Origin of the sequence: Streptomyces sp. NBC_01551 (genome assembly GCF_026339935.1) — a bacterium.
Classification (GTDB): Bacteria; Actinomycetota; Actinomycetes; order Streptomycetales; family Streptomycetaceae; genus Streptomyces.
The window spans coordinates 3016682-3028913 of the sequence record NZ_JAPEPX010000001.1 but is presented as its reverse complement, the minus strand read 5'-3'; the positions used below and the strand labels follow the sequence as shown (position 1 = coordinate 3028913).

Here is a 12232-nt window from a genome sequence, read left to right as displayed (position 1 = left end):
AAAGCGTCAAGCGCCGCGACGCTGTGCCGACGGACCGGACTCTTCGTCCTCGTCGTCGTCATCGCTGTTGTACAGATCCGCGTACTTGGCGTACGGGTCGTCGTCGTCATCCAGATCGTCATCGACTTCGACCGGCTCGCTGACAGGCAGCAGCGGATCCGTCGGCGATGCGCCCAGCTCATTGGCCAGACGCGAGAGGTCAGTCCCGCCGCTGTTGTACTTCAGCTGGCGGGCGACCTTTGTCTGCTTGGCCTTGGCCCGGCCGCGCCCCATGGCTCGACCCCCTCGGTGACGGGGCTCGACGGCCCCAGAGTCTGACACGCGTTCATGGTTCGGAGCGGGCTCTCCGTGGAGAGACCGTCCGTAGGGGTTTAACGGTACCTGCTTCCGCGGCCATACGGTACGCCGCCCGCATGACGCGCCCCGGTGCAGAACCAGAGAAGCGCCCCGTCCTCGCTGGTCAGCTGCGATTTTAACCCTTTCCTGGCGGGCGACCCGCCGAAGTGCAGTGAGTTCCGTCTCGCCGCACCCCGGCGGGCGCACCCGCAGGCCCCGAAGGGGCCCTGGAGAGGGCCCCTTCGGGGGTCGGTCCGTGCGTCAGGCCTTGCGCGCGGCGCGGGCCTCGGCCATGCGCTGCTCGGCGATCCGGTCGGCGGCCGCGGCCGGCGGAATGCCGTCCGCCTTCGCACGAGCGAAGATCTCCAGCGTGGTGTCGAAGATCTTCGTGGCCTTCGCCTTGCAGCGGTCGAAGTCGAAGCCGTGCAGCTCGTCCGCGACCTGGATGACCCCGCCCGCGTTGACGACGTAGTCGGGGGCGTAGAGGATCCCGCGGTCCGCGAGGTCCTTCTCCACACCCGGGTGCGCGAGCTGGTTGTTCGCGGCGCCGCACACGACCGTGGCGGTCAGCGCGGGCACGGTCTCGTCGTTCAGCGCGCCACCGAGCGCGCACGGGGCGTAGATGTCCAGGCCCTCGGTGCGGATCAGCGCGTTGGTGTCCGCCACCGCGGTGACCTGCGGGTGCTTGTCGAGGACGCGGCGCACCGACTCCTCGCGCACGTCCGTGATGACGACCTCGGCGCCGTCCTCCAGCAGGTGCTCGACCAGGTAGTGGCCGACCTTGCCGACGCCGGCGACGGCGACCTTGCGGCCGCGCAGGGTCGGGTCGCCCCACAGGTGCTGGGCGCTGGCGCGCATGCCCTGGAAGACGCCGAAGGCGGTCAGGACCGAGGAGTCGCCGGCGCCGCCGTTCTCGGGGGAGCGGCCGGTGGCCCAGCGCGTCTCGCGGGCCACGACGTCCATGTCGGCGACGTACGTGCCGACGTCGCAGGCGGTGACGTAGCGGCCACCGAGGGACTCCACGAACCGGCCGTAGGCCAGCAGCAGTTCCTCGCTCTTGAGGACATCGGGGTCACCGATGATGACGGCCTTGCCGCCGCCGAGGTCGAGACCGGCGAGGGCGTTCTTGTACGACATGCCGCGCGAGAGGTTCAGCGCGTCGAGGACGGCCTCCTCGTCCGACGCGTACGCGTGGAAACGCGTGCCGCCGAGGGCGGGGCCCAGGGCGGTGGAGTGGATCGCGATGACGGCCTTGAGGCCGGAGGCTCGGTCCTGGCACAGCACGACTTGCTCGTGACCACCCTGCTCCGAGCGGAACAGGGTGTGCAGGACGCCGTCGGTCATTTCGGTCACGGTGGTGACTCCCATGGAAGAGATGCGGCGCGGAAAGACGCCCGCCCTGCGGGTGGGGGAGGGCGTGCTGTGAGCAGCGTAAGACCTGCGGGGCGCCCGCAGGCGATCTGTCCGAGGATCGAAACCCTCCCGATGTACGGGCCCCCGCGCGGCGGGTCCCGGGGCCGCCGCGCGGACTACCTCCGGGCGGTGCGGGGGAGGACGAGAGCGTGAGCGAATCCCCCGATCGCCGACTGCCCTCCGCGCGCCCGGCGCCGACCGTCCCGTACGCCTCCTACCTGCGCGTCTACGAGCCGTTGGCAGCCTTCCCGGAGCCCGAGCGCGCCCATTGGGCCGACTACGCCCGGCGCGGGACGGCGCCGACCGCGCAGGACGAACTGCGCAGGTCCCTCACGGATTTGGTCCGGGTCCCGGTGGTCGGCGTCCCCCCGCACGAGAGCGCCGACGCCTTCACGGCGGAGGTGGACGGGGTGCTGCTGGTCTGTCCGTGGCGGACCCGGCTGCGCGGCTGGCTCGCCCTCCAGGAGCTGGTGGCCGACTTCCCGCGCCCGGTGCTGGACGCGGCGCTCCCGCCGGGGGCGCGCCGGCGGGCGGCCGAGGAGTACGAGGCCTGGCGCGAGCGGAACCCGGATGCGCGGCCGTGGATCCGGACCGGGGTGTGGCAGGTGCCCCTGCGCTGGTTCGTGCTGGTGGCCGACGAGGAGCGGGAGTACCTGCCGGGCGAACGGCTGCGCTACCGGACGCCGATGGTGCAGGCCCGGCGCCGGCTCGCGCGGGCGCTGCGGACGTTGCGGGAGGCCGAGGGGTACGGGGGGCTGGCGCAGGGGCTGGTCGAGGTCGGAAGCTGGCTGGAGGAGTTCCACCCGCGCTCGATGGTCGAACTCGACTACGGCGGGCTGCTGCACGCGCTGCCGCCCGACCGGCTGGCGGCCGACCGCTCGGCCCGCGACCTGGCGGCGGGGCTCGCGGCGCTGCGGGCGGGGGACATGTCGGGCGCGGCGGGGCGGTACGGGGAGCTGGCGGAGCGCTGGCGGACGGTGCGGGAGAGACTGTTCGCCAATTAGCGGGGCCGGTACCCCGGACGGGTGTGACACGTCCGACACCATCGACGGGTGTGCCGCGGCGTTTCCGGAGGATCGTACGTACCCGCGCGTATCGGCCGATCGGGGATAAAGCGCAGATCAAGGCCCTGATCGCTACATTTGGGCCTTAGGGCCAGGACCTACGTCCCGATACGGGCCATTGGCCCAAGCGTGACGGACCGCACTATCTACACCCTTGCGCCCTTCCCCTACCCTCGTGCCAAAATAGGACAAGGAGTCCGGGGAGGGTTCCTTCCGCCCAACTAAGGGCGGAATGCTCGGTATTGCACTCTACGGGGGGTCTGACGACTCCTGATCGCTCTGTGACTGATCGTCACAGTGGGGTGACTGTCCGTTATGGGGCGGTCCATCGGCTTCCGCCGCTGATGAACACCTCGGAGGGCAATTCCATCGGTTTGGCCCTTGGGGCTGGACGGATGGTGTAGTTGTAGTGCCGAGGACAAGCCGTTCGTCCTATAACCGACTCGGCCTGCGTATGTCCATTTCGGGCAACGCGGGCCAAGGTGCAGAATTTAGAGGAAAGAACCGAGATGGTTCGGTTCTCCCGAGGAGGCCGCTCATGACCGCTCGCACCCCTGATGCCGAGCCGCTGCTGACCCCGGCTGAGGTTGCCACGATGTTCCGCGTGGACCCGAAGACGGTCACCCGCTGGGCCAAGGCTGGCAAGCTCACGTCCATCCGCACCCTGGGTGGACACCGCCGTTACCGCGAGGCCGAGGTTCGCGCACTGCTCGCGGGAATTCCGCAGCAGCGCAGCGAGGCCTGAGGTACGCAGCACCCCGTTTTAAAGGGTTCGAATCGGGTCCCCCAATCCGATGAAACCCGCAGAGCTTCAAACGACTGATCCTGCCCCAACAGGTTCTGGTCGTTCGGTCGCGCTGGACTCCGCCGGGTCCAGCGCGATCTTTTTTATGCCCGGAGCCGGGGCGAAACGGGCCGGCGCGAGGGTGTTGCAGGGGTGGGTGCCATTGCACATATTAAATCGAGCCCGCGTAGGGGTGCGATAAATGTGCGCATCTCAAAAACTCGTGTGGTGACACCTGTCACAGATGATCACTCTTGTACGAACCCGCAATGCACCCGTAAGGGGACGTGCGGCGCAGACCGCTTCATGCGGACGGGGGATTCTTGCCCTCGCGGCCGAGGTCCAGCGCGAGGCGCTGGAGGCGGTGGCAGGCCGGGCAGTGGCGTGTGAGGTGGCGGCGACCCCCCGCGGCCCTCAGATGGGCCTTCAGGAGCGCTCTGAGCTCGTCCCGGGTCGTCACTGGGCGGCCTCCTGCCATCTGCCAACGCATCAGGGCCCGTATCCCTGGGGGGATACGGGCCCTGATGTCATTGCGAACCTGACGGGACTTGAACCCGCGACCTCCACCTTGACAGGGTGGCGAGCTAACCAACTGCTCCACAGGTCCTCGATTTGCGGCCGCTAGGCGGCTGCGAATCAGACTGTACAGCAGCTCAGGGGGTGCAGTCGAACCGGACGACGGCCCGCCCCCCTGACCCGTCACGGGGCGGCCGCGTCCACCGCCTTCACGATCCGCTTGTCGGAGATCGGGTACGCCGTCCCGAGCGCGTGCGCGAAGTAACTGACCCGCAGTTCCTCGATCATCCAGCGGATCTCGGTGACCGCCTCCGGCACCGGCCGGCCCTTCGGGAGCTGCTCCAGCAGCCACAGGTACTCGTCCCGCATCTCGTGGACCTTCTCCATGCGCGTGGTGTCGCGCTGGACGCCCGTCGGCATCTGCTGGAGCCGCCGGTCGACCGCCACCAGGTAGCGCATCAGGTCCGGCAGCCGCTTCAGCCCCGTCAGGGTCACGAAGCCCGCCGGCATCAGCGCCGCCAGCTGCGTCTTCGCGTCCTGCACGTTCGCCATCAGGGCCAGGCTGTTGGTGGCCTTCAGGCGCCGCTCGCAGGCCTGCCAGGCCGCCAGCACCTGCTGGACCTGGCCCACCGTCCGCACCGTCGTGTCCACCAGGTCGGCGCGGACCGCGTCGAAGAGCTTCCGGAAGGAGGCCTCGTCCCAGGCCGGGCCGCCGTGGTCGGCGATCAGCCGGTCGGTGGCCGCCGTCGCGCAGTCGTCGAACAGCGCCTGGATGGAGCCGTGCGGGTTGCGTGACAGGGCCAGCTTCTGCTGGTTCGTCAGCTTGTCCGAGGCGAACTTCGCCGGGTTCACCGGGATGCCCAGCAGGATCAGCCGCCGGGTGCCCAGCCACATCGCCTGCTGCTGCTCGGCCTCCGTGTCGAAGAGCCGTACGGAGACGGTCGCGCCCTCGTCCACCAGCGCCGGGTACGCCCGCACCGGCTGGCCGGCCCGCCGGGTCTCGAACACCTTGGTCAGCGTGCCGATCGTCCAGTCGGTCAGCCCGGTGCGCTCCACCGACTCCCCGCCCGCCCGCTCGGCGGTGGCCGCGGCGGCCTTGGACAGCGCCTGGCGGGCCTTCGGCTTCAGCCGCAGCCGCAGGGCCTCCAGGTCCTTGTCCTCGGCGAGGTTCTTGCGGCGCTCGTCGACGATCCGGAAGGTGATCTTCAGGTGGTCCGGGATCCGGGACAGGTCGAAGTCCTCGGCGGACACCGGGACCCCCACCATCCGCTGGAGCTCGCGCGCCAGCGTCACCGGCAGCGGCTCCTGCAACGGCACAGCAGAGTCCAGGAAGCGGCCGGCGAAGTTCGGCGCGGGCACGTAGTGCCGGCGGATCGGCTTCGGCAGCGACCGGATCAGCTCGGTGACGACCTCTTCCCGCAGACCCGGGATCTGCCAGTCGAAGCCCTCGTCGGTGACCTGGTTCAGCACCTGGAGCGGAATGTGCACGGTCACACCGTCCGCGTCCGCGCCCGGCTCGAACTGGTACGTCACCCGGAAACCGAGCTGCCCCTGCCGCCAGGAGTCCGGGTAGTCGGCCTTGGTGACCCCGGCCGCCTTCTCCGTCAGCAGCATCTCGCGCTCGAAGTCGAGCAGTTCGGGCTCGTCCCGCTTCTTGTGCTTCCACCACGAGTCGAAGTGCGCCCCGGACACCACGTGCTCGGGGATCCGCTGGTCGTAGAAGTCGAACAGGGTCTCGTCGTCGACCACGATGTCGCGGCGCCGCGCCCGGTTCTCCAGCTCCTCCACCTCGGTGAGGAGCTTGCGGTTGTCGGCGTAGAACTTGTGGTGGGTGCGCCAGTCACCCTCGACGAGCGCGTTGCGGATGAACAGCTCCCGCGAGACCTCGGCGTCGATCCGGCCGTAGTTGATCTTCCGCTGGGCGACGATCGGCACGCCGTACAGCGTGACCTTCTCGTACGCCATCACGGCCGCCTGGTCCTTCTCCCAGTGCGGCTCGCTGTACGTGCGCTTGATCAGGTGCTGGGCCAGCGGCTCCACCCACTCGGGCTCCACCTTGGCGTTGACCCGTGCCCACAGCCGCGAGGTCTCCACCAGCTCCGCCGACATCACGAACTTCGGCTGCTTCTTGAAGAGCGCCGAGCCCGGGAAGACCGCGAACTTGGCGGACCGGGCCCCCAGGTACTCGTTCTTGTCGGTGTCCTTCAGGCCGATGTGCGAGAGCAGGCCCGCCAGCAGCGACACGTGGATGTGCTGCTCGGGGGCATCGGCCTCGTTGACGTGGATGCCCATGGTCTTGGCGACCGTACGCAGCTGCGAGTAGATGTCCTGCCACTCGCGGATCCGCAGGAAGTTCAGGTACTCCTGCTTGCACATCCGGCGGAACGAGGACGAGCCGCGCTCCTTCTGCTGCTCGCGGACGTAGCGCCACATGTTCAGGAACGAGAGGAAGTCGCTGGTCTCGTCCTTGAAGCGGGCATGGTTCTGGTCCGCCTGCGTCTGCTTGTCCGAGGGACGCTCGCGCGGGTCCTGGATGGACAGGGCGGCCGCGATCACCATGACCTCGCGGACGCAGTTGTTCTTGTCCGCCTCCACGACCATGCGGGCCAGGCGCGGGTCCACCGGGAGCTGCGAGAGCTGGCGGCCCATCGGGGTGAGCCGCTTGCGGGCGTCCTTCTCGGAGGGGTCCAGCGCGCCGAGTTCCTGGAGCAGCTGGACGCCGTCGCGGATGTTGCGGTGGTCCGGCGGGTCGATGAAGGGGAACTTCTCGATCTCGCCGAGGCCGGCCGCGGTCATCTGGAGGATGACGGAGGCCAGGTTGGTGCGCAGGATCTCGGCGTCCGTGAACTCCGGACGGGAGAGGAAGTCGTCCTCCGAGTACAGCCGGATGCAGATGCCGTCGCTGGTACGGCCGCAGCGGCCCTTGCGCTGGTTGGCGCTGGCCTGGCTGATCCGCTCGATGGGCAGCCGCTGCACCTTGGTGCGGTGGCTGTAGCGGGAGATCCGGGCCGTGCCCGGGTCGATCACGTACTTGATGCCCGGGACGGTGAGGGAGGTCTCGGCGACGTTCGTGGCGAGCACGATCCGGCGGCCGGTGTGCTGCTGGAACACGCGGTGCTGCTCGGCGTGCGAGAGGCGGGCGTAGAGGGGGAGGACCTCGGTGAAGCGGAGGTTGCGCTTGTTGAGCGCGTCCGCCGTGTCGCGGATCTCGCGCTCGCCGGAGAGGAAGACCAGGACGTCGCCGGGGCCCTCGGACTGGAGCTCGTCCACGGCCTCGCAGATCGCGGTGATCTGGTCGCGGTCGGAGTCCTCGGAATCTTCCTCGAGGAGCGGCCGGTAGCGCACCTCGACGGGGTACGTACGCCCGCTGACCTCGACGATCGGGGCCTCGCCGAAGTGCCGCGAGAAGCGCTCGGGGTCGATGGTCGCCGAGGTGATCACGACCTTGAGGTCGGGGCGCTTCGGCAGCAGCTGGGAGAGGTAGCCGAGCAGGAAGTCGATGTTCAGCGACCGCTCGTGGGCCTCGTCGATGATGATCGTGTCGTACGCGCGCAGCTCGCGGTCCGTCTGGATCTCGGCGAGCAGGATGCCGTCGGTCATCAGCTTCACGAAGGTCGCGTCCTGGTCCACCTGGTCGGTGAACCGGACCTTCCAGCCGACCGTCTGGCCGATCTCGGACTTCAGCTCCTCCGCGATGCGCTCCGCGACGGTGCGGGCGGCGATCCGGCGGGGCTGGGTGTGCCCGATCATGCCCCGGACGCCGCGGCCCAGCTCCATGCAGATCTTGGGGATCTGCGTGGTCTTGCCGGAGCCGGTCTCGCCCGCGACGATCACGACCTGGTGGTCGCGTATCGCCTCGGCGATCTCGTCCTTCTTCTGGCTGACGGGCAGGTTCTCGGGATACGTGACCTCCGGCATCCGCGAGGCACGGCCGGCCAGTCGCGCGGCGGCTTTGCCGGCCTCCGCGGCGATCTCGTCGAGCACGGCCTGCTTGGCCTCGGGCTTGCGGATACGGCGGGCGCCTTCGAGGCGGCGGCCGAGGCGGTGCGCGTCACGGAGGGAGATCTCACCGAGAAGCGTCTGCAGGGCGGCGAAGGAAGTAGACATACCTGGTCGAGGATCTCACCCGGGAGCGTCGGGTGGCGAACGCATTTGTGTACCGTCCCCGTACCATTTCGGGACGAGATCACCAGAACCCACCTGCCGTACGAGTGAGAGGCCCGCCATGTCCCGCGCCGCTGTGATCGCTGCGCTGGCGTTCCTGGTGTCCTGGGCGGCGCTCCTTCCCACGGCCGCACCGGCCGGGCAGCCCGCGGCCCTGGCGGCCGGGCAGCCCGCGGCCCTGGCGGCCGGGCAGCCCGCGGCCCTGGCGGCCGGGCAGCCCGCGGCCTTGGCGGTCCACCAGCCCGCAGCCGCGCCGGCCGGGCCCGTGGCCCTGGGGGTCCGGCAGCCCGTGGACCCGGCAGTCCAACCGCCCGCGGCCGCGCCGGCCGGGCCCGTGGCCCCGGCGGCGCTCCTGCCCGCGGCCGTGTCGGCCGGGGGCCCGGTTTTCGCGGTGGTGGAGGAACGGGGGCCCGCCTGTGCGCCCGGGGGGCCGGAGCGGGGGCAGGTGCCCGTCGTGCCGCCGCGCGGGGGCGGGGAGCATGCGCACGTCCCGGCCGTGCGGGCCGCGCCGGAGCCGGGGTGGGGCGGCCGGGCGCCGGCCGTCCGGGTTCTCGTACGCGGGCCGGACCAGGCGGCGCCGGGGCCGGTGGAGCTCTCCGTGATGCGGGTTTAGGGGACCGGTCGCCTTCCGACTGGTCCCGCCGAGAATCCGTAGCCCTGGAGCATCCGTATGTCCCGTTCCGCTTCCTCCTCCCGCAAGCCCCTGCTGATCTGCGCCGGGGTCGCCCTCGCCTCCGTCGCCTTCGGGTACGTGTCCTGGCAGGCCACCTCCGCCAAGGACACCCCCGCCACCAACCCCGCCGCCGCCTCCGCGCCCGAGGCCGCGGCCGCCACCGAGGGCAACGCCGAGCTGCTCCGGCTCGCCCGCCGCGAATCCGGCGACAAGCTGGCCGTCGGCCGGGCCGACGCGCCCGTCGTGCTGATCGAGTACTCCGACTTCAAGTGCGGCTACTGCGGCAAGTTCGCGCGCGACACCGAACCCGAACTGATGAAGAAGTACGTCGAGGACGGCACCCTGCGCATCGAGTGGCGCAACTTCCCGATCTTCGGCGCCGACTCCGAGGCCGCCGCCAAGGCCGCCTGGGCTGCCGGGCAGCAGGACCGGTTCGCGCAGTTCCACGCGGCCGCCTACGCCGAGGGGTCCAAGGAGAAGGGCTTCGGCGAGGCCCGCCTCCTGGAGCTCGCGGAGCAGGCCGGCGTCCCCGACCTGGAGCGCTTCAAGAAGGACATGGCCGGCGAGAGCGCCGCCGAGGCCCTGCGCAAGGACCAGGAGGAGGGCTACCGCATCGGCGTCAGCTCCACCCCGTCCTTCCTGGTCAACGACCGGCCGATCGCCGGCGCCCAGCCGCTCGACGCCTTCGTCTCGGCGATCGCCAAGGCCAAGGCGCAGGCCCAGGCCGCCGGGGCCGCCGGGGCGGCGAAGAAGTGACCGACATCGGATACCTGGCCGCCCTGTTGGGCGGCCTCCTCGCCCTGCTCAGCCCGTGCAGCGCGCTGCTGCTGCCCGCCTTCTTCGCCTACTCCATCGATTCCCCCTCGCGGCTCCTCGCGCGCACCGGGATCTTCTACGCCGGTCTCGCGAGCACCCTCGTACCGCTCGGGGCGGCCGGTTCGTACGCCGGCCGGTTCTTCCACGGCAACCGCGACACGCTCGTCCTGGCCGGCGGCTGGCTGATCATCGCGCTCGGGGTCGCGCAGATCCTCGGCCTCGGCTTCGCATCCCGGCGGATCGCGGAGCTGTCGGGGCGGATCCGGCCGACCACCGCCCTGTCGGTGTACGCCCTCGGCGCGGTCTACGGCCTGGCCGGGTTCTGCGCCGGCCCGATCCTCGGCAGCGTCCTCACCGTGGCGGCCGTCAGCGGCAGCCCGGTCTACGGAGGCCTGCTGCTGGCCGTGTACGCGCTGGGGATGGCCGTACCGCTGTTCGTGCTGGCCCTGCTCTGGGAGCGGTTCGAGCTCGGCAAGCGGCGCTGGCTGCGCGGCCGGGCCTTCAGCGTCGGCCGCTTCGAACTGCACACCACCTCGCTGCTGTCCGGGCTGTTCTTCATCACCCTGGGCGCGCTGTTCCTCGTCTACGACGGGGCGAGCGCGCTGCCCGGGCTGCTGGACGTGGACGACTCGTACGCGGTGGAGCAGAAGGTCCGCTCCCTCACCGGCGGGGTCCCGGACTGGGCGCTGCTCGGGCTGGTGGCGGCGGGGGCCGCCGCGGTCGGCGTGACGCAGTGGAGCCGCCGCTCCGGCTCCACGGGTGACGCCGAGGCGGAGGCCAAGACCGAGGCAGGGGCCGGGACCGGGGCCGGGGCCGGGGCCGAGTAACGCAGAAGGCCCCGTCCGATGGACGGGGCCTTCCTGTGGTGGCTGGGGCCGGGGTCGAACCGGCGACCTATCGCTTTTCAGGCGATCGCTCGTACCAACTGAGCTACCCAGCCACGAGACCGTTTCCGGCCTCAGCGATCCTGACGGGACTTGAACCCGCGACCTCCACCTTGACAGGGTGGCGAGCTAACCAACTGCTCCACAGGACCTTGCATGTGCGAGAACAAGTCTTGCACACGGTAATGCGTACCCCCAACGGGATTCGAACCCGTGCTACCGCCTTGAAAGGGCGGCGTCCTGGGCCACTAGACGATGAGGGCTAAAGGCCCGCCTGGGCGCTTTCCAGCGCGTCGGGGACGTGAGAAGCATATGGGATCCGGGGAGCTATCGCCAAAACGGTTTCTCCCGGAGGGACAATGGCCCGGTGCTGGAGATGACGCGCGAGGAGTTCGAGGAGCTCGTCGCAGAGGCCCTGGACCGGATTCCGCCGGAGCTGACGCGGCTGATGGACAACGTGGCGGTGTTCGTCGAGGACGAGCCGCCGGCGGACGACCCCGAGCTGCTCGGGCTCTACGAGGGGACCCCCCTGACGGACCGGGGCGAGTGGTACGCGGGGGTGCTGCCGGACCGGATCACGATCTACCGGAACCCCACGTTGCGCATGTGCGAGGACCGGGAGAGCGTGATCGCGGAGACGGAGGTCACCGTGGTGCACGAGATCGCCCACCACTTCGGGATCGACGACGACCGCCTGCACGCGCTGGGTTACGGGTGACCGCGGCGGCCGACGGCCCCGAGGCCATCGACCCCGATGTGGACCTGCGCGTACCCGCGCAGCGCGCCGAACCGCAGGGCCGTGTGCTCGCGGCCGTCGCGGCGGGCGGCGCGCTCGGCGCCTCGGCGCGGTACGGGGTGGCGCTGCTGTGGCCGGCCGCGCCCGGGGCGTTCCCCTGGGGGACCTTCTGGATCAACGTGAGCGGCAGTGCGCTGATCGGCGTACTGATGGTGCTGATCAGTGAGGGCGGCCGGTCCGCCCCGCATCCGCTGGTGCGGCCCTTCGTCGGGGCCGGGGTGCTGGGCGGCTTCACCACCTTCTCCACGTACGCGGTGGACTTCTCGCGGCTGCTCGACGCGGGCGAGACCGGGGTGGCGCTCGGCTACGCGGGGCTCACGGTCGCCGGGGCGCTCGGCGCGGTGTGGGCGGCCGCCTCGCTGACCCGGCGCGCGGTACGGGGGCGCAGCGGGTGAACTGGCTGCTCGTGGTGGCGGGCGCGGTCGTCGGGGCGCCGCTGCGCTACCTGACCGACCGGGCGGTGCAGGCGCGGCACGGCTCGGTGTTCCCCTTCGGCACCTTCACGGTCAACGCGGCCGCGTGCCTGCTGTTGGGAGGGCTGACCGGGGCCGTACTGGCCGGGGCGGACTCCTCGCGGCTGGAACTGCTGCTCGGGACGGGGCTGTGCGGGGCGCTGAGCACGTACTCGACGTTCTCCTACGAGACGCTGCGGCTGGCGGAGCGCGGCCGGCGGTTCCTCGCGGCGGCGAACGTGGTGGCCTCGGTGCTGGTCGGGCTGGGCGCCGTCCACCTGGGATCGCAGGTGGCGCGGGAGCTGTTCGGCTGAGGGCGTGTCTCATACGGGGT

Annotated in this window: 12 protein-coding genes and 4 tRNA genes; 8 read left to right on the top strand and 8 right to left on the bottom strand. The window is 70.7% G+C overall.

Annotation, left to right across the window (positions count from 1 at the left end; genetic code table 11):
* Nucleotides 1–6: 6 nt before the first annotated feature.
* Both OG982_RS13445 and OG982_RS13440 read right to left on the bottom strand, forming a co-directional pair.
* Nucleotides 7–273 carry a DUF3073 domain-containing protein gene (locus tag OG982_RS13445; protein ID WP_229338159.1) on the bottom strand — a complete coding sequence of 89 codons (267 nt, stop codon included), beginning with the start codon at nucleotides 271–273 and terminating at the stop codon, nucleotides 7–9.
* A gap of 324 nt (nucleotides 274–597) precedes the next feature.
* Nucleotides 598–1704 (bottom strand): Glu/Leu/Phe/Val dehydrogenase dimerization domain-containing protein, encoded by a 1107-nt coding sequence (locus tag OG982_RS13440; RefSeq protein ID WP_266787072.1) that lies wholly within the window; start codon nucleotides 1702–1704, stop codon nucleotides 598–600.
* A gap of 194 nt (nucleotides 1705–1898) precedes the next feature.
* Between OG982_RS13440 and OG982_RS13435 the strand changes: the two genes are divergently transcribed.
* Nucleotides 1899–2753 carry a hypothetical protein gene (locus OG982_RS13435; protein ID WP_266787074.1) on the top strand — a complete coding sequence of 285 codons (855 nt, stop codon included), beginning with the start codon at nucleotides 1899–1901 and terminating at the stop codon, nucleotides 2751–2753.
* Nucleotides 2754–3351: 598 nt separating this feature from the next.
* Nucleotides 3352–3558 carry a developmental transcriptional regulator BldC gene (bldC, locus tag OG982_RS13430; protein WP_003949541.1) on the top strand — a complete coding sequence of 69 codons (207 nt, stop codon included), beginning with the start codon at nucleotides 3352–3354 and terminating at the stop codon, nucleotides 3556–3558.
* Between the two features lie 343 nt (nucleotides 3559–3901).
* Here the strand turns inward: bldC and OG982_RS31055 are convergent, their stop codons facing one another.
* The 3 genes from OG982_RS31055 to hrpA form a co-directional block, all read right to left on the bottom strand.
* Nucleotides 3902–4075 (bottom strand): DUF6274 family protein, encoded by a 174-nt coding sequence (locus OG982_RS31055; protein ID WP_353963102.1) that lies wholly within the window; start codon nucleotides 4073–4075, stop codon nucleotides 3902–3904.
* A 55-nt stretch (nucleotides 4076–4130) separates the two neighbouring features.
* A tRNA-Asp gene (locus OG982_RS13425) sits at nucleotides 4131–4204 on the bottom strand.
* A 92-nt stretch (nucleotides 4205–4296) separates the two neighbouring features.
* The gene (gene hrpA / locus OG982_RS13420) at nucleotides 4297–8220 is read right to left on the bottom strand and encodes an ATP-dependent RNA helicase HrpA (RefSeq protein ID WP_266787076.1); all 3924 of its coding nucleotides are present in this window, start codon (nucleotides 8218–8220) and stop codon (nucleotides 4297–4299) included.
* Between the two features lie 118 nt (nucleotides 8221–8338).
* Here hrpA and OG982_RS13415 point away from each other — a divergent pair, with 118 nt between their 5' ends.
* Genes OG982_RS13415 through OG982_RS13405 form a run of 3 tightly spaced genes read left to right on the top strand, consistent with a single transcriptional unit; the run spans nucleotide 8339 to nucleotide 10593 of the window.
* Nucleotides 8339–8890, top strand: coding sequence for a hypothetical protein (locus OG982_RS13415; protein WP_266948583.1), 552 nt, complete (start codon nucleotides 8339–8341; stop codon nucleotides 8888–8890).
* A gap of 57 nt (nucleotides 8891–8947) precedes the next feature.
* The gene (locus OG982_RS13410; protein WP_266787080.1) at nucleotides 8948–9706 is read left to right on the top strand and encodes a thioredoxin domain-containing protein; all 759 of its coding nucleotides are present in this window, start codon (nucleotides 8948–8950) and stop codon (nucleotides 9704–9706) included.
* Nucleotides 9703–10593 (top strand): cytochrome c biogenesis CcdA family protein, encoded by an 891-nt coding sequence (locus OG982_RS13405; RefSeq protein ID WP_266948582.1) that lies wholly within the window; start codon nucleotides 9703–9705, stop codon nucleotides 10591–10593. Before OG982_RS13410 ends, OG982_RS13405 begins: the two co-directional genes overlap by 4 nt.
* Nucleotides 10594–10629: 36 nt before the next feature.
* On the opposite strand, the gene OG982_RS13400 is transcribed toward OG982_RS13405, so the two are convergent.
* The 3 genes from OG982_RS13400 to OG982_RS13390 all read right to left on the bottom strand — a co-directional run bounded on the left by OG982_RS13400 (nucleotide 10630) and on the right by OG982_RS13390 (nucleotide 10913).
* A tRNA-Phe gene (locus OG982_RS13400) sits at nucleotides 10630–10706 on the bottom strand.
* Between the two features lie 22 nt (nucleotides 10707–10728).
* A tRNA-Asp gene (locus OG982_RS13395) sits at nucleotides 10729–10802 on the bottom strand.
* Nucleotides 10803–10840: 38 nt separating this feature from the next.
* Nucleotides 10841–10913, bottom strand: a tRNA-Glu gene (locus tag OG982_RS13390).
* A 104-nt stretch (nucleotides 10914–11017) separates the two neighbouring features.
* On the opposite strand from OG982_RS13390, the gene OG982_RS13385 reads away from it, so the two are divergent.
* The 3 genes from OG982_RS13385 to OG982_RS13375 are packed head-to-tail and all read left to right on the top strand — an operon-like array spanning nucleotide 11018 to nucleotide 12212.
* Nucleotides 11018–11368 carry a metallopeptidase family protein gene (locus OG982_RS13385; protein ID WP_266787084.1) on the top strand — a complete coding sequence of 117 codons (351 nt, stop codon included), beginning with the start codon at nucleotides 11018–11020 and terminating at the stop codon, nucleotides 11366–11368.
* Complete coding sequence (locus OG982_RS13380) at nucleotides 11365–11841, top strand: CrcB family protein (protein WP_266787086.1); 477 nt, start codon at nucleotides 11365–11367, stop codon at nucleotides 11839–11841. Before OG982_RS13385 ends, OG982_RS13380 begins: the two co-directional genes overlap by 4 nt.
* Nucleotides 11838–12212 carry a CrcB family protein gene (locus OG982_RS13375; RefSeq protein WP_266787088.1) on the top strand — a complete coding sequence of 125 codons (375 nt, stop codon included), beginning with the start codon at nucleotides 11838–11840 and terminating at the stop codon, nucleotides 12210–12212. The genes OG982_RS13380 and OG982_RS13375 overlap by 4 nt, the downstream gene beginning before the upstream one ends.
* Nucleotides 12213–12232: the final 20 nt, after the last annotated feature.